At 64.4% G+C, this 24,181-nt stretch carries 20 protein-coding genes; 13 read left to right on the forward strand and 7 right to left on the reverse strand.

What is annotated here, in order from left to right; translation table 11 throughout:
* Positions 1 to 246: 246 nt before the first annotated feature.
* Together FHP25_RS35445 and FHP25_RS35450 are read right to left on the reverse strand one after the other, a co-directional pair.
* Complete coding sequence (locus FHP25_RS35445; protein WP_147851726.1) at positions 247 to 570, reverse strand: hypothetical protein; 324 nt, start codon at positions 568 to 570, stop codon at positions 247 to 249.
* A 247-nt stretch (positions 571 to 817) separates the two neighbouring features.
* Positions 818 to 1,360: a hypothetical protein gene (locus FHP25_RS35450; protein ID WP_147851727.1), complete on the reverse strand. Its 543-nt coding sequence runs from the start codon at positions 1,358 to 1,360 to the stop codon at positions 818 to 820.
* A 328-nt stretch (positions 1,361 to 1,688) separates the two neighbouring features.
* Between FHP25_RS35450 and FHP25_RS35455 the strand changes: the two genes are divergently transcribed.
* The 3 genes from FHP25_RS35455 to FHP25_RS35465 all read left to right on the forward strand — a co-directional run bounded on the left by FHP25_RS35455 (position 1,689) and on the right by FHP25_RS35465 (position 3,482).
* Entirely contained in the window at positions 1,689 to 2,723 is a 1,035-nt protein-coding gene (locus FHP25_RS35455) for a TIGR03617 family F420-dependent LLM class oxidoreductase (protein ID WP_147851728.1), read from the forward strand.
* An 85-nt stretch (positions 2,724 to 2,808) separates the two neighbouring features.
* Complete coding sequence (locus FHP25_RS35460) at positions 2,809 to 3,063, forward strand: type II toxin-antitoxin system Phd/YefM family antitoxin (RefSeq protein WP_147851729.1); 255 nt, start codon at positions 2,809 to 2,811, stop codon at positions 3,061 to 3,063.
* Positions 3,060 to 3,482 (forward strand): type II toxin-antitoxin system VapC family toxin, encoded by a 423-nt coding sequence (locus FHP25_RS35465; protein ID WP_147851730.1) that lies wholly within the window; start codon positions 3,060 to 3,062, stop codon positions 3,480 to 3,482. The genes FHP25_RS35460 and FHP25_RS35465 overlap by 4 nt, the downstream gene beginning before the upstream one ends.
* Positions 3,483 to 3,673: 191 nt before the next feature.
* Here FHP25_RS35465 and FHP25_RS35470 read toward each other — a convergent pair whose 3' ends face one another.
* The 5 genes from FHP25_RS35470 to zorA all read right to left on the reverse strand — a co-directional run bounded on the left by FHP25_RS35470 (position 3,674) and on the right by zorA (position 12,287).
* Positions 3,674 to 4,549, reverse strand: coding sequence for an MBL fold metallo-hydrolase (locus FHP25_RS35470; protein WP_147851731.1), 876 nt, complete (start codon positions 4,547 to 4,549; stop codon positions 3,674 to 3,676).
* A 310-nt stretch (positions 4,550 to 4,859) separates the two neighbouring features.
* Positions 4,860 to 7,964, reverse strand: a complete 3,105-nt coding sequence (locus FHP25_RS35475; RefSeq protein WP_147851732.1) for a DEAD/DEAH box helicase — start codon at positions 7,962 to 7,964, stop codon at positions 4,860 to 4,862.
* Positions 7,965 to 7,972: 8 nt separating this feature from the next.
* Positions 7,973 to 9,277 carry an EH signature domain-containing protein gene (locus FHP25_RS35480; RefSeq protein ID WP_178134042.1) on the reverse strand — a complete coding sequence of 435 codons (1,305 nt, stop codon included), beginning with the start codon at positions 9,275 to 9,277 and terminating at the stop codon, positions 7,973 to 7,975.
* Positions 9,274 to 10,251 (reverse strand): OmpA family protein, encoded by a 978-nt coding sequence (locus FHP25_RS35485; RefSeq protein WP_147851733.1) that lies wholly within the window; start codon positions 10,249 to 10,251, stop codon positions 9,274 to 9,276. The genes FHP25_RS35480 and FHP25_RS35485 overlap by 4 nt, the downstream gene beginning before the upstream one ends.
* Positions 10,251 to 12,287, reverse strand: a complete 2,037-nt coding sequence (gene zorA, locus FHP25_RS35490; protein ID WP_147851734.1) for an anti-phage ZorAB system protein ZorA — start codon at positions 12,285 to 12,287, stop codon at positions 10,251 to 10,253. The genes FHP25_RS35485 and zorA overlap by 1 nt, the downstream gene beginning before the upstream one ends.
* Positions 12,288 to 13,097: 810 nt before the next feature.
* Here zorA and FHP25_RS35495 point away from each other — a divergent pair.
* The 10 genes from FHP25_RS35495 (at position 13,098) to FHP25_RS35540 (ending at position 24,177) form a co-directional block, all read left to right on the forward strand.
* Positions 13,098 to 14,969 (forward strand): DUF3987 domain-containing protein, encoded by a 1,872-nt coding sequence (locus FHP25_RS35495; RefSeq protein WP_178134043.1) that lies wholly within the window; start codon positions 13,098 to 13,100, stop codon positions 14,967 to 14,969.
* Complete coding sequence (locus FHP25_RS35500) at positions 14,875 to 15,900, forward strand: cobalamin-independent methionine synthase II family protein (protein WP_147851736.1); 1,026 nt, start codon at positions 14,875 to 14,877, stop codon at positions 15,898 to 15,900. The genes FHP25_RS35495 and FHP25_RS35500 overlap by 95 nt, the downstream gene beginning before the upstream one ends.
* A gap of 172 nt (positions 15,901 to 16,072) precedes the next feature.
* Positions 16,073 to 17,074 (forward strand): TRAP transporter substrate-binding protein, encoded by a 1,002-nt coding sequence (locus FHP25_RS35505; protein WP_147851737.1) that lies wholly within the window; start codon positions 16,073 to 16,075, stop codon positions 17,072 to 17,074.
* Positions 17,075 to 17,102: 28 nt separating this feature from the next.
* Positions 17,103 to 17,660 carry a TRAP transporter small permease gene (locus FHP25_RS35510; protein ID WP_147851738.1) on the forward strand — a complete coding sequence of 186 codons (558 nt, stop codon included), beginning with the start codon at positions 17,103 to 17,105 and terminating at the stop codon, positions 17,658 to 17,660.
* A complete protein-coding gene (locus FHP25_RS35515; protein ID WP_147851739.1) occupies positions 17,657 to 18,994 on the forward strand; it encodes a TRAP transporter large permease in 1,338 nt (445 codons plus the stop codon). Before FHP25_RS35510 ends, FHP25_RS35515 begins: the two co-directional genes overlap by 4 nt.
* 18 nt (positions 18,995 to 19,012) lie before the next feature.
* Positions 19,013 to 19,972 (forward strand): Bug family tripartite tricarboxylate transporter substrate binding protein, encoded by a 960-nt coding sequence (locus tag FHP25_RS35520; protein ID WP_147851740.1) that lies wholly within the window; start codon positions 19,013 to 19,015, stop codon positions 19,970 to 19,972.
* 19 nt (positions 19,973 to 19,991) lie between these two features.
* The gene (locus FHP25_RS35525; RefSeq protein WP_147851741.1) at positions 19,992 to 21,071 is read left to right on the forward strand and encodes a Kelch repeat-containing protein; all 1,080 of its coding nucleotides are present in this window, start codon (positions 19,992 to 19,994) and stop codon (positions 21,069 to 21,071) included.
* Between the two features lie 220 nt (positions 21,072 to 21,291).
* A complete protein-coding gene (locus FHP25_RS35530; protein WP_331461721.1) occupies positions 21,292 to 22,272 on the forward strand; it encodes a TRAP transporter substrate-binding protein in 981 nt (326 codons plus the stop codon).
* Between the two features lie 18 nt (positions 22,273 to 22,290).
* Positions 22,291 to 22,848 (forward strand): TRAP transporter small permease, encoded by a 558-nt coding sequence (locus FHP25_RS35535; RefSeq protein WP_147851743.1) that lies wholly within the window; start codon positions 22,291 to 22,293, stop codon positions 22,846 to 22,848.
* A gap of 9 nt (positions 22,849 to 22,857) precedes the next feature.
* Complete coding sequence (locus FHP25_RS35540; RefSeq protein WP_147851744.1) at positions 22,858 to 24,177, forward strand: TRAP transporter large permease; 1,320 nt, start codon at positions 22,858 to 22,860, stop codon at positions 24,175 to 24,177.
* Positions 24,178 to 24,181: the final 4 nt, after the last annotated feature.

The following is a 24,181-nucleotide window of genomic DNA, read 5'->3' on the forward strand; positions in this document are numbered from 1 at the left end:
ATCAATCGCCTCAAGCGGTTCCGTCGGTTCGCTACTCGCTACGAAAAGACCGCCCGCAACTACCTCGCCATGGCGCTGATCGCCTGTATCCTCATCTGGATCGGGGTTTGAAAACAGGCCCTAGGACGCCATCTCGCGAGTTGTTCACTCGTCGAGCTCCTCATCCTCCCGCAGGGTTCGCCTTGTCTCGGCTTCCGAGTGTCGCCTGGCCTCGTTCAATCAGGAAGGTGACGCGTGATCGTTGTGTCATTGGGTTCCCCCTCGTAAGAAAAGAAACCAGAACATGAGAAGGCTGACGATCAGCCACAGCCCAACCAGCAGGTACATCCGATTCGAAACCTGCTTGACCCGGACGCCGTAATGGCCGTTGGCGATCGCCTTTATGGTCCTGGGGTGTACGCGCACAAAGAGAGGTCCGTACAACCTGATACGATGATATCTCCCTAGACGAACCTCCTCCTGGAGCAATTGGCGACCACCTTCGGTTTTCCGAAGTTCGAGATAGTACCAGAAGGTTAATCCACCCATGGCCAAGCCATTGATCGCTATAAAGAGGACAAGGCGCGTCATTTTCCCCATCCTGGCAGGAATGATACGGAAGAGCCTGAGCACGACCACTTTGCCAGCTGGATGGCCCTCGCCAGGTTCCAGATGAATCCTGAGCAAAGGCGTTCTCTCTTGACCCCCTGAATGAAACAGATCGCGTATCCAAGCCCCTCTGCTGCCGCTCGCGTAACGCAAGCCGAGCGAGCAACCGAGTCTGATTGGGCTACAAAACTCCTCCATAATTCTTCCCGGACCTTCGGATCTTGCGCTATTACTTGACCGGATCAGCCGCTTCTCTTTTCTTTTCAATCAGCACGAAGGACGAGAAGAAGCGCTGAACGACCTCGGAATCTTCAATGCCGGGCTTTCCGAGGCTGAGGACGCGGTAGAGATTGCCATTCTTCTCGACATACAGGTAAGTGCCAACATATCCATCTTTGGTTTCGTAGGTCATATAATAAGCCGGGGAACCGCCAACGGTACTCCGGCGTTCAGTCATCAACTTATACTCGTTCTTTTCAATAAACATTTTACTAATGATTTTCACATTTTTTTCCGCACGCGATTCCAAATCAATTCTTAGTTCCTCTGAAAGAGATATGAGATACACGGCGGAGGCAGAATATGCCCGGTTTTCGCCTTCCAGTTTCGCTTCGAAGATTCTCACGTTGCTGCCAACAGTGGACGAGCTGAGTTCAGGAGGTGCCGGGAACTCGATGCGAAAGCCTCCTTCAGAGATGTGCTCTGTCCAGGTCTGTGCCAGCGCGCTACTGCCAACCAGCATCAGTCCGGCAGCCAGCAAGTTCCTTGACATGCCTCTTCTCCTCGTTGCTTTTCGCGTAGTGCGAAAGATGAAAAGATATGTCGAACGGTTTCGGGACTTTCAGTGCCAGGCTTTCCCACGCCAGGGATGCGATACCTGGATACAGTTCTCGCCCTATCCCACCCTGGTACTATAGCGCGCCTGCTCGCGTGTAGGGCGGCCGACCTGTGCCAGCAGCGGTCATTGCGGGAGCGCCCATCTCAATTTTCTCTGTGTCGGTGCGCGCCCCGGGTGGCAAACTCACCCCCTGCTGCGGTCATGGCAAGGCCGCAGCAACGGCACATTGCAACCAACCGCATCGTGGCACAGGAACAAGACCATGGATTTCGACGTCATGACCCGCGCCACCACCTGGAACCAGGTGGCTGACCTGGCGCGCCGCACGGAGGCGACAGGCTTTTCCGGCATGCTGTTCACCGAAGGCCACCAGGTGCCGTGGATGAACATCGCCGCCGCGGCGCTGGCGGCGCCGTCCCTGCATTTCTCGACCGGCATCGCCATCGCCTTCGCGCGCAGCCCGATGATCACGGCGCAGATCGCCTGGGAGCTGGCCCAGAACACGCAGGGCAGGTTCCGCCTCGGGCTCGGCAGCCAGGTGAAGGCGCACATCACCAAGCGATACGGCAGCACGTTCGACAAGCCGGCGCCCCAGATGAAGGACTACGTGCAGGCCGTGAAGGCCTGCCTCTCGGCCTTTCGGCGGGAGGGGCCGCTCCATCATGATGGCCCCTACTACAAGCTGAGCCTGCTGACCGAGCAATGGACCCCGTCCCGGCACGAGCACGAGGATGTCAAGGTCGACATCTCGGCCGTCGGCCCGATCATGGTGCGGGTGGCCGGGGAGGTCGCGGACGGCGTGCACGTCCATCCCATGCATTCGATGCACTACATCAAGAATCGCCTGCTGCCGGGCCTTGCCGAGGGGGCGGGCCGGGCCGGACGCGACGTCGCGAAGATCGACAAGATCATCCCGGTCATCGTCGCGGCGGGCAACACGCCGGAAGAGCAGGCCGTGCCGATCAGGGAGGCCAAGACGACGCTCGCCTTCTATGGCGCCACGCCGAACTATGCCTTCCAGTTCGACGACCTCGGCTTCACCGGCCTGCGCGACCAGCTGCGCGACTGCCTCAAGACGGGCGACAGCGAACGCAGCCAGGCCCTGATCACCGACGAGATCCTTCAGCAGTTCGCCGTGGTGGCGCGCTGGGACGACGTCGCCGACCGGTTGATCGAGCGCTACAGGGGCATCGCGTCGCGCCTCGTCATCTACCTCGCCTCGCACTGGCGCGAGGTCGACCCGAAGACTCTCGAACGCTGGGGCGAAGTGGCGCGCGCGGTGCGCAAGGCCGGATGAGAAGACCGATGACTGTCTCGCATCTTGCACAGCGAAGAAAAATGACTATTATGACCATATAGACATTTACGATTGGGATAGCCCCATGAGCGCCAACAACTGGACTGTCGCCGAGGCCAAGGCACGGTTCAGCGAACTCATCGAGCAGGCACAGGCCAAGGGACCGCAGACCGTCACCAAGCACGGTCGAACCGCGGCCATCGTCGTGTCGGCCGAGGAATGGGAGAGGAAATCGAAGCGAATAGGTAATCTGGCGGAGTTCTTCGCCACCTCTCCTCTCCGGGAATCGGGCATCGAGATCAAGCGAAGGAAGGACCGTCCTCGAAAGGCCGCGCTGTGAGCTTCCTGCTCGACACCAATGTCGTCTCCGAGTGGGTGAAGAAGAGGCCCGATGCGGGCGTCATCACCTGGCTCGCAGAGATCGACGAGGACCGCGTGTTCCTGAGCGTGGTGACACTGGCCGAGCTCAGGCACGGCATCGATCGGTTGGCTGACGGCAACCGGCGCAGGCGACTTGATACCTGGCTGCGGGACGAGCTCCCGCTTCGCTTCGAGGGCCGCCTGCTGTCGGTCGACCGGACCGTCGCTGATCGCTGGGGCGAGGTGGTGGCACGCCGCGAGGCCGCGGGCCGGCCGATCGGGGTGATGGACGCGTTCATCGCTGCCACCGCGAACGTCCACGGGCTCAAGCTCGTGACCCGCAACGAGTCGGATTTCAGAACGGCGGTGAAGGAGATCATCAATCCCTGGAGAGGCTAGTGCCGGCTATCTGTGGAAGGTGATCGCGACTGTCATCCCGAGCGCAGCGAGGGATCTCCTGCGAATGGCGCACTGTGCGTCCCGCGCGGGAGATCCCTCGCTGCGCTCGGGATGACGGATGTATCAGCGACCTGCGATTCCCAGCACTAGTTACTGCACTACCGCCGTGCAAGCACGGCGGTTCCGCGCCGTCAGACTTTTGCGTATTCCAGGCGGAAGCCGTCGCCCCAGCGCTTGATGTGGCCGACCGAGGGCGACGGAAAGTGCATCGTGCAGCACAGCGTGTCGGTGTCGCAGTAGCGCTCGAGGAAATTCCGGCGCGTCCGGACAGCCTGGTCGCGATCGGTGTCGACACGCATGACCAATTCGGGATAGCGGGCCTGAATCGGCGAATGGATCAGATCGCCGGTGAACACCGCGGCGTCGCCGCCCTTGCCGGCGCAGACCGCGAAATGGTCGGGCGTGTGGCCCGGGGTCGGGCTCAATCGGATATGGTCGTTGAGCGCATGATCGCTGCTGACCAGTTCGGCCCGGTTGGCCTCGATGATCGGCAGCACGCTGTCGGTGATCTGGTCGAGCGGCGTCTTCTGATGGATCTCGCTCCAATAGGTGTATTCTTTTTTCGAAAACAGGTAGCGCGCCTTCGGAAAGGTCGGGACCCAGCGCCCGTTCTCCAGCCTGGTGTTCCAGCCGACGTGATCGCCGTGCAGATGCGTGCACATCACGAAATCGATGTCCTCGACCCCGAGACCGGCAGCCTTCAGCGCGCTCATCCAGTTGCCGTCGGCCTTCTTGTTCCAGGCCGGCCGCAGCGGAAAATTCTTGTCGTTGCCGATGCAGCTGTCGACCAGGATATTGTGGTGCGGCGTCTTGACGACATACGACTGGAAGCACAACACGACATTCCCGCTCGCGCTGTCATAGCCGCCGGGCGCCAGCCAGGCGAGGTTCTCGCTGAGCGTTTCCTTTGACAAGGTCGGCAGGAAGTCGAGCATCGGTGTGAAGCCGCTCTCCTGCTCGACGATCCGGTGGATGGTCATGTCGTTGACGGAAAAGCTCGTGCGCATGGCTCGCGTCTCCTCATCCGTGGGCTATCCGGACTTGCCGGCCTATCGTAGCCTAGCCTGCAGCCGATGACGAACGGCGCCTTTGGACGACTAGCGCTGGGAACCGCAGGTCGCTGATACATCCGTCATCCCGAGCGCAGCGAGGGATCTCCCGCGTGGGACGCACAGTACGCTATTCGCAGGAGATCCCTCTCCTGAGCCTGTCGAAGGGGCGCTCGGGATCACAGTCGCGACTCACCTTCCACCGATAGCCGGTAGTAGAGGTCACCGTAGGAGCGTGCGTGAGTCCTAACGCGCCTTCATCTTGAGCTCAGTAAAAGAGATAGGACCCGTCTGGCTCCTGTGACGGAACACCCAGCTCGTCCCGGGCAAACATGGCCGTGATGGCCTTGCCGAGCGGATCAGTGTCAGCCCGCAGACGCTCGCTTGCCATCCCTCGCTGGAGAACCGCTGCATCGTCAGCCACATCGCCCATTGGCCACAGCGCCGAGCTTGCGAGACGGCGCTTCCGCATCATCAGACTCTGGAGAAGGCAGTCGAAAGAGTGCTCCCGATAACCTTCGTGAATCGCCATGGGCACGTGAACCGTCACTGGCCGGGTTTGGCCGATGCGATGCACGCGGTCATTGCACTGCTCTTCGACCGCCGGATTCCACCATCGCGACAAATGGATCACATGCGTTGCTGCGGTGAGGGTAAGTCCGGTGCCCGCCGCTTTCGGACCAAGGACAAGGAGATCGAACCCACGATCTTCGGAGAGATGCCGTTGAAAGCGGTCCACGATCGCCTGGCGCTGGGGGATCGGCGTATCACCGTTGATAAGATCGACGCGCACGAGGCCCAGCTCGCTGCGAACAAGCTCGATGAAGCGGTATTGCATCTGGCGGTGTTCAATGAAGACCAGCGCGCGCTCGCCCTTTGCCTTCACCCGCCTCAATATTTCCATTGTCGCTTCGAGGCGCCCGGAGGAGCGGGTAAAATCTTCATTGTTCATTTCTTCATCCAAGGACGGATGAACCGAAACACTACGGATATGATGCAGCATCTTGAGCTGCGCGCCCAACCCGCCACGGGCAAGCTTGAGCCGCGCGTCATCATAGGCCAGCGCCTGAGCATCCGGCATCAGGCGAGGATGAATGCGACGCGACTTTGACGGGAGATCGGTAGCGACTGTTTCCTTCAACCGACGGATTGCCAGCGGTGGCTTTGTGCCCCCGCGCTCGAAAACACGGGAGTACAACTCCGCCATATTGCCTTCTTCCGGCTTCAGGTACCGTTGGCGAAATTCCTTGAGGCTGTCGAGCGAACCGGCAGCCAGCTGATCCATGACAGCCCAGAGATCGACAGTACTGTTCTCAATGGGGGTGCCCGTAAGGCCGATCCTAAAATCGGCGTTGATGGAGCGGGCGGCAACCGCGCGCAGACTGATCGGGTTCTTCAGCGCCTGGATTTCATCAAAGACAACGGCCGAGAAAGGAATACGGGCGAGCGAGTGCTGGTAATTGGTTAACGTGGTGTAGGTCGTCAGCATCCAGAACCGGTGCGCCCTGCCCTCCGCCACAGCCTCGTGCAGCGCGCCGAAATCGAGCTTGGCTTCGCCGCTGTCGGTATCTGTTCCCCGAAAACCGGTGCGCCTGCGTCCACCGAGGCTCGAGCCGTAGAGGCGAATGAGATGGCCGAGCCCCGTCTCATCCATGTGACGGGCGACCTCCTGCTCCCAGTTTTCCAGAAGAGAGGTCGGCGCAACGACGAGAACAGGCCCACGTTTCCTGACCTCGGGACGCGCCAACGCCGTGTTCAGCCATGCCAGGAATGCGATCGTCTGGAGCGTCTTGCCGAGCCCTTGTTCGTCGGCATTCAGAACGCCGGGCAATCCCGATCGCCACGCCTCGATCTGCCAGGCGAAGCTTTCGACTTGATGGGATTTGAGCGGCGTGCGAACCGAGCCGGGCAAGGCATCCGCGATACCGGACGTTCTTGGCTTCAGCTTCGCATGCCATTTGAGGTCTTCATAGTTGACTTCGGTATCCAAAACGAAGGGTCCGCCTCTTTCGGCATCGACCTCCCGGTCATTCGGCTCGACAGGCCCGGCGTTGATCCTGTCAAGCCGCTCGTCAAGCAGCTTGAGCATTTCCGGGCGTGCCGGCAGCACCAGATCCTCGAGCTCCACCGTCGGCCACTGCTTTTCGATCGCTGTGGCCACGCGATCACGCAGGGCTTCGAGCTGCGCTGCGTCCTGCCGTCCTAGCGCATCAGCCAGACGACCAGCGAATTCTTCGGGCAACCATGTCGTGCTGCTCGGTTCGATCTCACCCAGATCGGGCTTCTCGTACTTCACGATGCCCGTCACGCGTTCCGAGAATTCCTGCGTCTCCACCAGAACAGGGCCGATTGCAGCTTCGATCGCTTCCTGCTCCGCCGCTGGCGACAATCCGTCCAGCTGTCCGGAGCGGCGAAGCTGAGCCTCGATTGCCTCGGTCAGCTTCGGCAGCGGGTTCTGAATGAAGGCGCGGCGATCTTCGGGGGACGCCTTCTGCATGCCGGCCATGACAGAAAGTGCCGGCGCCGCAGAGCGCTCCACGACGACATAGCGTCCTGGAGAAAGGCGATAGGCCGGCAAGGCGCCGCGTCCTCTGACCAGAGACTGAAATCGCTGAAGATCGGGGCCATCGACTTCACTCATCGATTCGGATGGCTCGGCAAAGCCCGAGGCAGCGTCACGCGCATCCAGCGTATCGCTCGAAAATGGAACCAGGTCGAAGTCCGTATCCCCCTTTGGTGAGATCGAGAAACGATCGACGAGGCGCACTTCGAGACCACTGAGGAAATCGGTCATGGAGATGCGCGATGCTTCGTCTCTACCCGCAATCGACGCGCCAGGATCAAGCGCCTTGCGGAAGCGACCGAGCGCCTCCCAGTCCGCGGCATCGCCTTGACCGGATTGATGGGAATCCGCGACCTCGATCGCGTCCAGCATCCAGAGAGGCAACCGTCTTGCACCCTGTGCGGTCTCCAGCATCGCGCCCGTCCGTCGCGGCAGCTGGCGCTGGCCGTTGCGTGACCATTCGTAGCGGAGGCGAAAGCCGGACGAACCGACGATGCCCTCAGCGTCGGTTCTAAGGGTCATATCCACCAATGGCGGCAATCCCAGCAGCTGGCCTGCCTCACCCGAGATCGACGCAGCGATACGATGAGACATCACGACGCGATCGGAATCGATCGACAAACGCTCGCGAAGCGCGTCCGCGGCAGCGCGCAAATCGGCGATCGCGTATGCGAGCGGCCGCTCCCCAGCAGGGAGGTGCTGCAGATCCGCTTCTGCGCCGCGACGAACAAGACGATGAAGCAGGCTCGTGCTTTTTCTCTTCACGGTGAGCGTGACCGCGTCGGGAGACGTAGATACAAGAAGCTCCATTGCTCGACCTAAATCTGCTCCATCACCCAGCTTTGCCAATTTCCAACATGTGCTCTTGCTTTTGAGCCAGGGAGTAGCCTGATCTGCTCACAATCATAGCGCCACTGATACAGGGTGGGCGCAGATCTGTCGGTCTCGTCAAAGATGTGAACCTTATAGCTATGAGAGCCTTCGACAACGATCTTTCTGCCGATCTTGAGCACAAGCAGCGAAGTATCCGACCTGCTGCCGCCGGCAGTCTGGCGTCCGAAGCTTAGAGTTCCCCTCCCACCCCCTCGCTGCTTTGCCTCTTGCTCTGCGGTATCACCGAAGGCCACCCACGCGGCGTCCACCCGCCCTCGACTATGCAACCCCAGCCAGAACTTTCTTCGCGGCTCCCACATATGGCTGCGCTCTACAGCCGAGACGACATCGAGGAAGAAGCGAATATTTTCGCCAGTCAGCCAGCGAAGGATGACAGCCAACCTATGATCGGGCACCGCAGACCAGATCCCGCCGCGCTGGACTCGTGGATCACCGTAGATGCCGATGATGTTTTCGGTCAGATAGCGAAGATCATTAGCCGGGGGCGCACAGTTTACCCAGGGCCCGAGCAAGGCCGAAATCGCCTCACCGGCCCCAGTGCTCTTGGCTTCTCGGCCCTCCGGCTTCAACCATTCAATGAGCCGCTTCATCTCAACCCTCGTGTCGAGATGCGGTTCGATTTGAGTCACATAAGCCAGATGAACTGCGTTCATAAGGCCGGGACCGTGAGGGCTGTGAATACCGAGCTTCTGCAGGCCGGTCCAAAGATCGTCCATGGAGATCATTTTCCGTGCAACGGCATCCGCCACAACGTTCGGCGACAGCATCTCCGGGGTAGCGTCCAGCAGCATGCGCCAACGCGCGCCCAAACGGTCCGTCACCGCCGACAATGCGCTGGCGAGCTTGTGGGTATGATCCGCGGCAGCATCGAAGCTGTCCATGTAGATGGAAAACATGCCGCCTAGAAAGCCGGCGCGGGTCGAAGCACGTGTTTCGCGGTAATAGAATTCCCGCAGTCCGGCGAGGTCTGGCCGCTCGCGGCGTTCCTCGTCGAACAAAGCCCTGCCAGCGCTCGTGATCAGCGATAGCTTGGTGTCTTTCCACTCATCGCGATCGAGCCGATCGCGGACCATGACGACGAGCCGCTCGCGATCCTTCTCCGGCGGGTTCGCAACGACATCGGGCCATCGGGCCATGATCCGCTCGGTCCTGGACATCAGCAGGTTCAGGGATGGCAGCGCCGGGCTGTTGAATTGGCGCTTCTGCGATAAGGCCTTGGAGAGTGTCATTTCGTCTCTCCTCGCAAGAGGCCTGCGCTCAATGCCTCGCGTATCCGCCCGATCTCCTCCGACTTGCTTGGCGCGTACATGATGATGCGAAGATCCACGCGGCGATTGGTATCACGGCCCTCCTTCGTCGCATTGTCTCTGACTGGCCTCATCTGTCCGTAGCCGGCGACCGACAATACGGGCTGCCGCCGGAAATTGAGAAGCTCGACGAGCTCCGGGGCCCTTCCGCGTATCGTGAAAAAGGTGTTGTTCGCACGCTCGGTCGACAGAGTAAGGTTCGACGCGAAGTCACCCGTCGAATCGGTGTGGCCTTCGATTTGAAGAGCCTCAATCACGGCATGTGCCGGGTTGCAGTCAGCCTTCCAATTCGAGCGGGCTCCCAGCGTGTAGCACGGAAGAATTTCCGCCAGACGAGTGGCCAGCGCTTCGACGATGGTCCTCCTGTCCGGCCGAAGTAAGGACGAGCCGGACGCAAAAAGGCCATCGCCCTGGAAACGCAGCGCGTCGATTTCTTCGCTGATGACGACCTGCAGATCGGGAAAGTCTATTTTCAGCTGCTTCTGCAGCGTTTCGAGAATGCGTCGCCGTTCGACAGCCGATAGCGCGAGATAGGTTTCAAGCGGATCGACCTTGCGAAGTTTTTCAAGCTCCTGCTTCAGCTGCGCAATTTCACGCTGCAGCTCGTCAATTTGCTTCTGCTTCGCGTCGATCGCTCCACGGAGTTCCTTGATCACCGCCTCTTGCTGGTCGATAAGCATCCGGAGCCGCGTGACCTCGCGACGTGCATCGTCCCGCTGTCGCACGACCTGATCGTAGTCGGCTCGCGGCACCATGCTTTGATCATTGTATTTGCTGGCAAAATAGGCCAGCAGCAGGATGACGACGAAAAGGAAGCTGACAGTCATGTCCGTCATGGACATGAAAGCACTTTCCTCTTCCTCCTCCTCATGGCGCGCTCGCTGGCCACCGCGCATCACGCTCTCCGCGATTGCGGAGCGAATTGCTCGGCCTGCTCGACGATCTCCCGCATTGTATCCAGCGCTGGACTAAGCCGATTCTGCATGTCCCGCACGTGTCCGAACATGCCCTGGACAGCCTTCTCGACATTCTCGGTATAGAGCTCGAAAGCCTGACCGAGCTTTCCATCCATGTCGTCCAGCCGGTCACCCTGCCCTCGCAATCTCTCCAGCATGACGGTCACACCGCCGAGGGCGCTTTCGATCGCCTTTGTCTCGCTGCCGAGAATTTCCCGGGCGGCGGCCAGCGCCGATGCGGCGGAATCAGCCGTCGCTTCCGCCGAACGGGTGACCGTGCTCGCCACTCGTTGGGTGCTGTCGGTCAACTGCCTGATCGAGCTATCCATCCGATCGGCGATGGACTTCACCGGTGTCGCTGCCGCGACCAGCTCGGCTGCTGCGCCCTTGAATGTGCCTGCGGCTTTCTCCGATGCGTCTGCGCCGGCCCTTACGCCATCGGACATGCGCCGCATGTCGGATGCACCTTGATTGAGCTGATTGATCAGAGCCTCGAGCCGCGTTCCGATTTCAGCAAGGGGCGCGAGCAACCCGGCTCCCGCCCTTTGCGACACATCTTCGGCTACCCGTGCGATTTCCGCGCTCGTCCGGTTGAACACTTCCGCGACATCTTTGCCGGCATTGCCAATCTGGTCGGCGACCTGCTGGCTGGCAAGCTTCATGCGCTCCTGCGCGGTTTCGGTTCCGGTGCGTGTCGCCGCCTCGATTTCCTGCTTGAACGACGCTGCCGCCCGACGCATGTCATCGGCCGCCGCCGACATCGCCCGCGCGCCCTCGCCGGTATTGTCGCGGATACCTTCGAGTGTACGGTTCATCACCGACAGGAGCTTTTCCGCACCTTCGCTGAAGGTGCCGCCAGTGACCTCCGCCGTGTTCATGAGCGCCGCGCGCAAATCCTCAACCGCCTGTGCGACGCGTTCTGTCACACCCTCCATTTCGGAGCCGATTCGTCCCGAGCTCTGATCGAACCGGTCCGCCAGGGAGCCGAGCCGGTCGCTCGCATCCGAAATCTTCTGACTGGCTTCCGAGAGCGCCAGGCCAATGGAGTCCGTCAGCTGGCTCGACAGACCGGAAACCATATCTCCGACGCCTTCCGTCCCCATCTTGCCAACCTTCTCGACGATTGGCGCCATGGCGTCTGCGATGGAGTTCTGGATGGCCGCAGGAAGCTCTTCTCGCAATGGACGGCCGATCTCGGCGACCAGCTCCATGCCGATCAGACGGAAATGCTCCCTTTGCTCGCGCGTCGCGTTCAGCTGCTCCGCAGCGAGCGCTTCCAAGCTGATATAGGTCAGATGTCTTTCGATCGCACCACACAGGTCATGGATGGCTTTTTCCAACCTGCCATAGAAAATGCGCAGGAAGATCGTGAAGACAATCGAGCAAAATAGCCCGGTCAGCGACATGATGAACTTGGCCGACGCTACCGACAACAGCTCCTGCATCGCAGCGCTATCGATCGCGGCTCGCCCGCCAAGGCTTTGCAGAGCCGCGATCAGCCCAAGGAAGGTCAGGAACAAACCAACTGATACGAATAGTCCTGGCATTATCCGCCAGCCACCGACACCAAATCCCAAATCTTCGGGATTGAGAAACGTGGATGGTCGCACGGCATTTCGCAGAATGATCTTGCCGTCCTCTTCATGAGGGACAAGCGTCTCACGATACTTGAGCCACGCTCTGGCTAGGTTGTGGCGATATCTATTGCTGCCGCCTTGGTCGATTGCCGCGGAAAGCCTGTCTATGTCGCGGCTGAAATCCGCGCCACTGTGGCTGCTTTCTATCTGCCTCGTGAGCCAGGCAACAGCCCTTTCCTGCCGGGATGTTTGTCGGATGAAGAGGATCGTGCAGATTGCAAGCAGTGCAACCAACCCTAGAGCGACATATCCTGGAAACTCTTCCCTTACCAGAATATTAGCTGCCGAAAGGATGAAGCTGACAGTGGATCGGCCAATTTCTTGAATTTCTTGAAACACTTAGTCTTTGCCCCCTGCGACTCTGCCCCGAAGAGTCTCAATGAAAGAAAATAAACCAAAGGGCGGTGATGCAATCAAGGGACATGTGTGAGGGAATGGATGCCAGAAGCTGGAGGTGGCTGGGTTTGTTTGAACAGCGTTTCGCCTTCGATACACGGCAGCCTGCCGGGATTGTCGGGACGGTTTGGTGCGCGCTTGAGGTGCAACGGAGGGAGGGCGTAGCCCGACCGCAGTGCACCCCAAGCGCGCGGCGAAATTCAAGCCGCCAGGGTCTGCTGCAGACGGTCGAAGCAGGCTTGACCAGGCGTTCGCGGGTGAAGGCTCGAGTGTGGACATCGCGTATTGTCGAAGCTGAAGGGCCGGCCCGGCGAGGTACGGGCCTCGCCGACGCTGTCGCAGGCAGGCAGACTTTTATTTCGTTCGCCTCTTTTCGTTCCGTTGTGGTGCACCGGGGTAGCTGTTTATATTGTTGAAGTTCTTGTTATGTTCCGAGAGGCCGCCAACCACTTCCCCTCGACAAGCACCGCCACTCTCCGCCGACATAGAGTTCGCCCCATGACCGTATCGGCCGTGTACACCAGTAGCGCGCGCCTCACTGGCGACAGCCGGCCGAGCGCACGCAACGCCAGCGACGGACCTGAGACAGCAGCGGAGCACCCTCCGCACAGAGCCAGTCCATGGTCAGACGTTGCCCATGATCCGGCCCTTCGACGAGCTCAGGACAGGCTGCTACGCGCCAGTGCGCCATCTCAGGCCAGGTCCACCGACCCGCAGCGGTGCGATCCCGGCCGCGACGCGCCCACCTTTCCGGTGCAGATCCTCCCGCCGCTCTGGCGCGACTGGTGCCGGCGCAACGCAGGCGCCGCCAGCGCACCCGCCGACTATGTGGCGCTGTCATTGTTGACGATGGCTGCGGGCCTGATTGGCGGCGGGCGGCGCATCGCGCCCGTGCCGGCGTGGCGCGAGCCCTGCGTGCTGTGGACGGCCCTGGCTGGCGCGCCGGGATCGGGCCGCACCCGGGGCATGGACGCCGCGCTGAGCCTGGTTCGCGAGCTGGAGCACCGCCTGGGCACCACCGGCGACGCCGCCTACGGCCGCTATGCCGGCGCACGGGAAGCGGCGCGCGTGCATGCGCGGCTCTGGCGCCAGGACGTGCGCAACATGGTGATCGCAGGCGAAGCACCCGATCCGTTGCCGCGGGAGGCCATGGACCCGCCGCCACCCCGCCGGCTGGTCATGGACGATCCGCGCATCCAGCACATTGCCGACGCCGGGCGCGGCAACCCGCAAGGCATGCTGCTGGCGCCTGGCACGCTCGATGGCTGGCTTGCCGCGCGGCGCCGGGCCGGCCCGGATCAGCGCTGCTGGCTGAAGGCGTGGTCGGCACAGCCCTGGACGTTCGGCCGCCCGGGCGCGCCCGTGGCTGACATCACCTGCGCCGTGTCGATCCTGGGCACGCTGCGGCCCGAGGCGATCCCGCGGATGCGCCCCGGTGATGGCGATGACGTGCTCGCGCGGTTCCTGTTCGCCGGCCCGCAGCGGCCAGCGGTCCAGCCGCTATCGCTGGCGGCGGATGGCCTGTGCCCGGCGGCGCTCGACGCGCTGGCGCGCCTGCGCGACATGCCGCCGGCCGTGCGCGACGTGCCGCTGGCGCCCGAGGCGCTGGCCCTGTTCGAGGTCTTCCGACATGCGCACGACGCGGAAGCCGCCGCGCTGGACGGACGCGAGGCGGCGTGGTGGGACAACGGCCCGGCCCTGGTGCTGCGCCTGGCCGGCGTGCTCTGCTTCCTCGACTGGGCGGCGCGGGCTGCCGGCACGCCGGAACCGGCGGTTGTGTCGGCCCGGGACATCGGCGCCGCCATCGATCTGTGGCAGGTCTGCCTCTGGCCGCAGGCACGCGCCGTGTTCGATACGCTCGGCCGGCGCGACATGGAACGCGTGCAGCGCTGGCTGGCGGCGCAGCGCCTGACCGAGGTGTCGCGCGAGCAGATCCGCCGCGACGCCCTCTCGCAGGCCGTCGACGCCGCCCAGGCCGACGCGGTCGCCGAGAAGCTCGTCGCCGCCGGCTGGTTGCGCCCGGTGGGCCGCACCAAGACCGGCCCCGGCCGCCCTGCCCGTCGCTGGCACGTCGCCCCCGGCTTGTGGGAAGAAAATCCTCCCCACGCCTCAGCGTGGGGAGGTGCCCCGGCACGACGTTTCGACGCTTCGCGTCGAAACGTTGGTGGACGGAGGGGAGCCGACGTGGTGCCTGCATCTGAGACACCGTGTGAGGTCCCCCTCCGGCCTTCGGCCACCTCCCCCACTGCGTGGGGGAGGGAGGAAGCCACAATTTCCGCTACCCCCTTTGAGTCGGAGGCTCGCGATATCAGTTTTCCCGCCGCCCCGGGGCACAGCGAAGAACCCGGAGCGCGGGCGTCTCGCCCGCATCAGCGCGAAGCGCCGACCACCTCGATAGCGCCCGCCGCTTCCGCTCCGGACGAATGCGGGCGAGCCGCCCGCGCGCCGGGTTCCTTGCGTCCAGGACGACAAGACCATGAAATTTCCGCTACATGGTTCGAGTTTCTCACCCCGGTGACGGAGGACATGCATGCAGCCCCTGCCGCTTCTGCCGACCATGGGCGTCGGCAGCTACGCCTCGCCCGGCTGGTTCATCTCGGGCCGGGCGCGCCTGCGGGAGGGTGACTTCGGGCCTGCCGACAGCGACGAGATGTTCGAGGATGCCACCCGCATCGCCATCGCCGACCAGGTCGAGGCCGGGCTGGACATCATCAGCGACGGCGAGCTGCACCGTCAGCGCTTCGTGTTCGAGATGTTCCAACACCTGCACGGACTGAAGCGCGTGCCGCCGGCCCGCAAGCTGGGCGTGCCGGGCTATGACATGGCGCCGCATTTCACCGTCGAGGGCGCCGTCACGGCGCCGCGCGGCCTGGGCGTCGTCGGCGAGTATCAGACCTTGCTGCGGCTGGCGCCCGGGCGGCACCTGAAGGTGGCCCTGCCCGGCCCCGTCACCTTCGCCGGATTCATGACCGCCGGCAGCCACGATCCCGGCGCGGTCGTCGAGTCGCTGATCGGCATCGTGCGCACGGAGCTCGAGGGCCTCGCGGCCGCGGGCGTCGACTACATCCAGCTCGACGAGCCGGGCCTGCCGGAAGCGCCGCTGGGCCTGTCGCTCGACGATTGCGTGGCCGTCATCAATCGGACCCTGGCCGGCTTCGCCTTCCGCCGCGGCGTGCATGTCTGCTTCGGCAACAACGCCGGCCGGCCGATGGCCGACCGCGACATCGTCCGGCTGATGCCCGGTCTTGTCGCGCTGAAGGCCGACGAGATCTCGCTGGAATTCGCCAACCGCGAGATGGCGCAGGTCGAGCTGGTCGGCGAGCTGGCACGCCGCACCGATGTCGCCGTCGGCGTCGTCGATGTGAAGAACTTCCGCCTGGAGCCGAAGGAGGCCGTGACGCGGCGCATCGAGCTGTGCCTGAAGCACGCGCCGGCCGAGCGGCTGCGGCTCACGGCCGATTGCGGCTTTTCCGCCCTGCCGCGCGGGCTGGCCCGGCGCAAGATGATCGCGCTCGTGGACGGCGCGCGGCTGGTGCGCGGCTCGCGGGCTGCCTGACCGGTTCGCGTTGGCCGGTTTTCCGCTGCCGGCCAGCGTCCTCTTCTGAGCGCAGCGAGGAACGACAGTGGGGATGCCATTCAACCGAATGTGCTCTACTGTACGGCAAAAGGCGCCGTGGAATGCCCGCGCCCGGCGCTTCGAGACAACGGGCGCAGCGGAGGAGACTTCCATGATCACGAGGCGCAAGGCCATCGTGGCCGGCAGCGCGCTGCTATCGACGCTGGGCTGGCCGCCTGGCGCATCGGCCCAGACCCGCACCTTCAGCTTCGGCTACGACCAGCCGCGCACCACCGGCTACGGTATCCTCGCCGACATCTTCAGCGGCAAGCTGAAGGAGCTCAGCAAGGGCACGCTGCTGATCGACCAGTTCCCCGGCGCGCAGCTCGGCCAGGAGCCGCAGATGCTGCAGAAGGTGCGCTCGGGCGACATCGACTTCATCATCAGCTCGACCGCCAACGCCTCGACCCTGGCGCCGGAGTCCGGCGTGTTCTCGCTCCACTTCATCTTCAAGTCCGAGGATCACCTCAAGAAGGCTATCGCCGATCCGGCGGTGATCAAGGCCGTGCGCGACATGATCGCCGAGCGCGTCCAGGGCGCCCGGGTGCTGGCGGTGGCGACGCTGGGCCTGCGCAACATCTACAGCAAGCGGGAGATCCGCCGGGTCGAGGACCTCAAGGGCATGAAGATCCGGGTCCAGGCGACCAAGACCGAGGACACGCACTTCCCGGCCTATGGCGCGCAGGTCGTGCACATGCCGTTCGGCGACGTCTACACCTCGCTGCAGACCGGGGTCGTCGATGCCGCCGAGAACGGCGTCAACGTCTACCTGTCGAACAAGCACTACGAAACCGCCCCGATCATGTCGTTCACCCAGCACGAAGCCAACAACAGCGTCGTCTGGGTCAGCGACAAGGTGTGGAGCAGCCTGAGCGACGAGCAGAGGAAGTGGGTGCAGGAGGCCGCCGACACGGTCGGCCGCGAGCAGCCCGCCCGCGCCCTGAAGCTGGAGGAAGACTCCGCGGTCCGGCTCGAGAAGATCGGCGTCAAGCTGGTGAAGGATGTCGACAAGTCAGGCTTCATCAGGGCCGCCCAGCCGATCCAGGACCAGCTCGCCCAGGAGCTCGGGCCGCACGCCGTGAAGATCCTCGACCTCGTCCGCAAGATCCCGTGACACGCCATCGCCACACGCCGTTGCGGACATGAGCATCTACGATCTGGTGTCGCCGCGCGAGCGGCATCTGAAATGGCGCTCGCTCGACGCCGTCGAGGCTGCCGTGATGATCCTGTGCGGCATCGCGCTCGGCGGCTTCACGGCCTCGGTTTTCCTGGACGTCACCACGCGCACGATCGGCCGGCCCTGGCTCTACCTGCAGGAGGTGACCGGCCACTTCTTCGTCTGGGGCGTCTTCCTCGGCTGCGCCGCCGCGACGCGCCGCAATGACCACCTGTTCCTGTCCGCCGTCACCGAGACGATGCGCGGCACCCGGCGCCGCTTCTTCGAGATCTTCAATCGCGGCGTCGTGCTGGCGGTGTCGTTCTGCCTGATCGTGTTCGGCTACCTGAACTTCGTCCATGGCTTCGGCAGCAAGCGCATGCCGTCGCTGACTCCCGAAGCCACCCTCACCGCGGCGATTCCGGTGTGCGGCGTGCTGGTCATGCTGTTCACCATCGAGCAGATGGTCAACGGCTGGCGCAACGGCTTTGAGGATCCGCCGGCCGTGCTCCCCGCGGACGGTGGGCCGGCGCCCCCGCCATGAGCAACGGGCTCATCCTGGGCCTGATGGCCTTCCTGTTCCTCTTCCTCGGCTACATGGGCGTGCCCGTCGCCTTCGCGATCATGGCGGGCGTGCTGGCGGCCACGCTCCTGACGCCGATCAGCCTCGCGTCCATCGTCGGCCAGCTCTTCTACGGCATCGACTCGGAGGCGCTGCTCGCCGTTCCGTTCTTCCTGCTGGTCGGCGAGCTGATGACGTCGGCCCACGTGGTCGGCCGCATGATCAATCTCGCCAATGTCATGATCGGCCATATGCGCGGCGGCCTGGCGCAGGTCGTGACGCTGTTCAGCATGTTCTTCGCCGGCATCTCCGGATCGTCGACCGCCGATGTCGCGGTGCTGACCCGCACGCTGGCGCCGTCCATGGACGAGGAAGGCTACGACCGCGGCTTCACGGCGGCGCTGATCGCGTCGGCCTCGACCATGGCCAACCTGATCCCGCCCAGCATCATGGCGGTGGTCTACGGCGCCACCGGCAACGTCTCCATCGCCGGCCTGTTCCTGGGCGGTGTCGTGCCCGGCGTCCTGGTCGGCATCGGTCTGATGATCTACAGCCATTTCTTCGGGCCGGTCGGCCGATTGAAGCCGCGCGCGACGCTGGGCCAGCTCAGCGATGCCGCCAAGGCGTCGGCGCTGCCGCTGATGATCCCCGTCATCATCATGGGCGGCATCCTGACGGGCTGGTTCACGCCCACCGAAGCCGGCATGGCGGCGGTGGTCTACATCCTCCTCGTCGCCATTCCGTTCCTGGCGCGCCAGCACATCCGCAATATCCCGCGCGTCTTCATGTACACCGGGCTGCTCTACTCCATCCCGCTGATCACGGTCGCCGCGGCCTCGGCCTTCGGCTGGATGCTGGCCTACCTGAAGGGGCCCGACGTCGTGGCCGCCTGGGTCGAGCATACCGCCGGGCCCGACCCGATGCTGATCCTGTTCCTGCTCGTCGGGGTCTTCATCATCGTCGGCGACTTCGTCGACGCGGTCCCGGCGATCATCATCTTCATGCCCATCATCAACAGGCTGACCGAGCTGGGCAACATCAACGCGGTGCACATGGGGGTCTGCATCATCGTGACGCTGGCGTTCGGCCTCATCACGCCGCCCTACGGCATCACGCTGCTGATGGCATCCAAGTTCACCAATGTCCGCTTCAGCACGGCCATGTTCCGCTCGCTGCCGCTGTACGTCGTGTTCCTCGCCACGATCGTCTTCTGCATCCTGTTCCCGGACGTGGTCCTGTGGCTGCCCAAGACGGTGCTGCCCGAGTCGGTCGGCTGCTTCAAGGCACCCGGCGGCGCCGGCTATATTTGCCCCTGATCGCCGGGAGACCGCGACATGCGAATCCTGCACATGCTCACCCTCGCGCTGGCAATGCTGGCAGCCGGCCCGGCGCGCGCCCAGACCTATCCGGCCAAGCCGATCCGGCTCGTCGTCGGCTACAGCCCCGGCGGCGGCAACGATGTCATGGCCCGCATCGTGGCGGCCAAGCTGCAGGACCGCCTGGGCCAGCCGGTCGTGGTCGAGAACAAGGCCGGCGCCCAGTCGATCATCGCCGCCGAGCTCGTCGCCAAGGCGGCGCCCGACGGCTACACGCTGCTGGTCGCGCCCAGTGGCCCGATGACCATCAACCCGGCGATCTACAGCAAGCTGCCCTACTCGCCGCGTGATGACTTCGCGCCGGTGTCGCTCATCGCCGAGTTTCCCCTGCTGCTGGCCGTCACCGCCTCGCTGCCGGTGAAGACCGTGCCTGAGCTGATCGCCTATGCCAGGTCGCGGCCGCAGGATGCCAACTACGCATCCAGCGCCGCGCCGTTCCAGCTCGCCGCCGAGCTGTTCAACCAGAAGACCGGCAGCAAGTTCGTCCACGTGCCGTTCAAGGGCAGCGGCGATGCCGTGGCCGCCGTCGCGACCGGCACCGTGATCATGACCATATCGGATGCCGGCCCGATCGCGGCCGGCCTGCAGGGCGGCTCGATCCGGGCCCTGGCGGTGACGTCGGCGGCACGGCATCCGGCCTTCCCCGGCGTGCCGACCATGGCCGAGGCCGGCATCGCCGACATGGTGATCACGTTGTGGACCGGCATCGTGGCGCCGGCCGGCACGCCTGAGCCGATCGTCAAGCGCCTGCAGGCGGAGATCGCCGCGGTCATGCGCCTGCCCGACGTGCGCGAGCGCTATGCCAGCCTCGGCATCGACGCGGTGAGCTCGACGCCGCAGGATTACGCCCGCCGCATCGCCGACGATATCGCGCGCTGGACGGCCATCGCCAGGGCTGCCGACATCAAGCTCAACTGACGCCCGACGGAGCTTGTCCATGCACACCTTCGATCGCCGCGCCGCCCTCGCAGGCGGCATCGCCGCGCTGGCCGCGCCGGGCGCGCGGGCTCAGCACGAGCAGCACGGGCCGCTCTACGAGCGGCTGAACCAGCCAGGTCGGGTGGGCGAGCCCGAGACCGCCGCCACCCAGCGCGTGTACGACAGCCCGGCGTCCAAGGCGGCGACCCAGGGACGCTGGGTCGCCCGCCAGCCGCTGCCGCTGCCGCGCAGCGAGATGGCCTGGGCGACGGCGCTGAAGGGACAGATGCACCTGGTAGGCGGCTATGGCGAGCAGCGCGTCGACCGGCCCTACCATCACGTCTACGATCCGGCCACGGACAGGTGGCTCGCCGCCGAGCCGATACCGCGCGGCGCCAACCATGTCGGTGTCGCGACCCTGGACGATCGGCTCTACGCCATCGGCGGCTTCCTCGGCCAGAACCACACGCCGCACAACGACTGCTTCGTCTTCGGCGCCGACGGCGCCAAGTGGTCGAAGATCGCGCCGCTGCCGCAGGCCTGCGGCGCCATGGCGTGCGTCGGCTTCGAGGGCAGGATCCACGCCGTCGGCGGCGCCATCGGCGAGGGCTTCGAGAAGCGCCGCTCGATCGACTGGCACCTGGCCTACGATCCGGCCACCGACCGCTGGAGCGAACGCGCGCCATTGCCCACCGGGCGCGACCACACGGGCATCGTGGCGGTCGACAACCGCCTGCACGTGATCGGCGGCCGCGTCGACACGTTCTACACCAACTCCAATTTCCACCACACCTACGAGACCAGGGAGGACCGCTGGCGCCTGCGCAGCCCCTTGCCCACGGCGCGCTCGGGCCATGGCGCGGTGGTCCATCGCGGCCGCATCTTCTGCATGGGCGGCGAAGGCGCCAACCGCGTCTTCGCCCAGAACGAGGCCTATGATCCCGCTGCCGACCGCTGGGAGGCCTATGCGCCGATGGCCACGCCGCGCCACGGCCTGGGCGCCGTCGCCATCGGCGACTGGATCTACGTCGCCGGCGGCGGACCGGTCATGGGCGGCGGCTTCCAGAGCGCCGTCCATGAAGCCTTCACGCTGGGCTGAACTACACCCCTTTCCCCGCGAGAGCGGGGAGAGGGAGGGGCCCATCGCGCGCAGCGCGATGGGAGGGTGAGGGGTAGCAATGGGCAGCCCAGAACATCCTTCCGAGACTGTTCGTTCGTACCCCTCACCCAACCTCTCCCCGCTCTCGCGGGGAGAGGAGTATGATTGCGCGGTCCGGATCGTGCATGTAACGATCAATACCTGACAGGGGGGTGAAACGATGATGATCGACAAGATTGCGGCGCTCGCCGTCGCCGGTGCCATGGCGCTCGTCTCGACAGGCGCAGCGGCGCAGACCAAGTGGGATCTCCCGGCGGCCTATCCCGCGACCAACTTCCACACGGTCAACATGCAGAAGTTCGCCGACGCGGTGAAGGCCGGCTCCGGCGGCAAGCTCGAGATCACGATCCACCCCGGCGCCTCGCTGTTCAAGGCGCCGGAGATCAAGCGGGCGGTGCAGACCGGCCAGGCCCCGATCGGCGAGATCCTGATCTCCAACTTCGAGAACGAGGATCCGCTCTACGGCCTGGACGTGGTGCCGTTCCTCGCCACCAGCTTCGCGGAAGCGAAGAAGCTGTGGCAGGCGCAGAAGCCGGTGCTGGAGAAGAAGCTGGCGGCCCAGGGCATGATCGCGCTGTTCTCGGTGCCGTGGCCGCCGCAGGGCCTCTACGCCAAGAAGGAGGTCAACGCCCTGGCCGACATGAAGGGCATGAAGTTCCGCGCCTACAACCGCGGCACGTCGCGCATCGCCGAGCTGACCGGCGCCCAGCCGATCACCATCCAGGCGGCGGAGCTCAGCCAGGCGCTGGCCACCGGCAAGGTCGACTCCTTCATCTCGTCGGGCGCCACCGGCGTCGATTCCAAGGTGTGGGAGCAGCTCACGCATTTCTACGACACCCAGGCCTGGCTGCCGAAGGACCTCGTGCTGATGAACAAGGCGGCGTTCGACAAGCTCGACGATGCCACCAGGAAGGTGGTCATGGCCGAGGCCGCGAAGGCCGAGGCGACGGGCTGGGCCGAGAGCGAGCGGCTGGCCAAGGGCTTCCTCGAGACCCTGGCCAAGAACGGCATGAAGGTCCAGCCGCCCTCCGCCAAGCTCGGCGCCGAATACAAGGAGCTGGGCAAGAAGCTGACCGAGGAGTGGCTCGAGAAGGCCGGCGCCGACGGCAAGTCGGTGGTCGAAGCCTACCGCAAGATGTGAGGCGGTCGGTCCCGGCCGATGCGTGCCTATCTGCGCAAGCTCTACGAGGCCGCCGGCGCGCTCGGCGGCCTGTTCATGATCCTGCTGCTGGTGTTCGTCCTCTACTCCGTCGGCCCCGGCGTCGGGTTGTGGCTCGAGCAGCAGGTCGGCCTGCCGAACCCGTTCAACTACGTGGCGCGCTCGGCTGACGAGTTCGCCGGCTATGCCATGCTGGCGTCGGCCTTCCTGGCGATGGCCTCCACGTTCGGCCGCGGCGAGCACATCCGGGTCACCCTCTTCCTGCAACGCCTGAGGGGCCGCGCGCGACGCTACGCCGAATTGTGGTGCCTGGCGCTGGGATCGCTGCTGGCCGGCTACCTGGCGTGGTTCAGCGTGCGGCTGTGCTACGTCTCGTGGCAGCTCAACGATGTCTCCACGGGCCTGATCGCCGTCCCGCTGTGGATCCCGCAGCTCGGGATGGCGATCGGCGCCGTCGTCCTGGCGATCGCCGTCGTCGAGCAGCTTGTCGTCGTGGCCATGGGCGGCCCGCTGATGGAAGAGCCATCGGGCGAGGAAGCCATGCACATCGAGCGCTGAGGCATCGCCATGGGATCGATCGACGCCCAGATCGCCCTGCTCGCGGTCGCCGCCCTGTTCTTCCTGTTCGGCACCGGCGTCTGGATCGGGCTGAGCATGATCGGGGTGTCGGTGGCCGTGATGTGGATCTTCGCGCCCGCCAAGCCGGCCGGCGACGCGATGGCCACCACCATCTTCAGCGACACCTCGTCCTGGACGCTGACGGCGCTGCCGCTCTTCATCTGGATGGGCGAGGTGCTGTTCCGCACCGCCATCTCCGAGGACATGTTCAGGGGGCTGGCGCCGTGGATGCGCCGCCTGCCCGGCCGGCTGGTGCACACCAACATCATCGGCTGCTCGATCTTCGCCGCCGTCAGCGGCTCGTCGGCGGCGACCTGCGCCACCATCGGCAAGATGACGGTGCCGGAGCTGAAGCGCCGCGGCTATCCCGACGAGATCGCCATCGGCAGCCTGTCGGGCGCCGGCACGCTGGGCCTGCTGATCCCGCCGTCGCTGATCATGATCGTCTACGGCGTGCAGGCCGACGTGTCGGTGGCCAAGCTGTTCGCCGCCGGTGTCATCCCCGGCGTCCTGCTCGCCGGCCTGATGATGGCCTATGTCGCCGGCTGGGCGATGCTCAACCCCTCGAAGGTGCCGCCGCCCGACGCGCCGCTGTCGCTGGCGCAGAAGCTCCATGAGTCGCGCACCCTGATCCCCGTCGTGCTGCTGATCCTGCTGGTGCTGGGCTCGATCTATGCCGGCATCGCGACGGCGACGGAGTCGGCGGCGTTCGGCGTGGTCGGCTCCTTCGCGATCGCCGGCTGGCAGCGGCGGCTCGACTGGCGCACCTTCTGGGACAGCGTGATGGGCGCCACCCGGCTCACGGCCATGATCCTGCTGATCCTGGCCGGCGCCTCGTACCTGAAGCTGGCGATGGGCTTCACCGGCCTGCCGCGCCACCTCGCCGAGAGCATCGCGGCGATGAACCTGTCGCCGGCAGCGCTGATCGTGGTGCTGGCGATCCTCTACATCATCCTCGGCTGCTTCCTCGACGGCATCTCGATGGTGGTGCTCACCATCGCCATCGTGCTGCCCATGGTCGAGCAGGCCGGCATCGACAAGCTGTGGTTCGGCATCTTCATCACCATCGTGGTCGAGATGGCGCAGATCACGCCGCCGGTCGGGTTCAATCTCTTCGTCCTGCAGGGCATGACCGGCAAGTCGATCTTCTGGATCGGCCGCGTGTCGCTGCCGTTCTTCATCGCCATGAACATCTGCGTCGTGCTGCTCTACCAGTTCCCGGCGCTCGTGCACTTCCTGCCCGACCTGATGGTCAGCGCCGCCCGCTGAAGCC

Source organism: Vineibacter terrae (assembly GCF_008039615.1).
Classification (GTDB): Bacteria; Pseudomonadota; Alphaproteobacteria; order Reyranellales; family Reyranellaceae; genus Vineibacter; species Vineibacter terrae.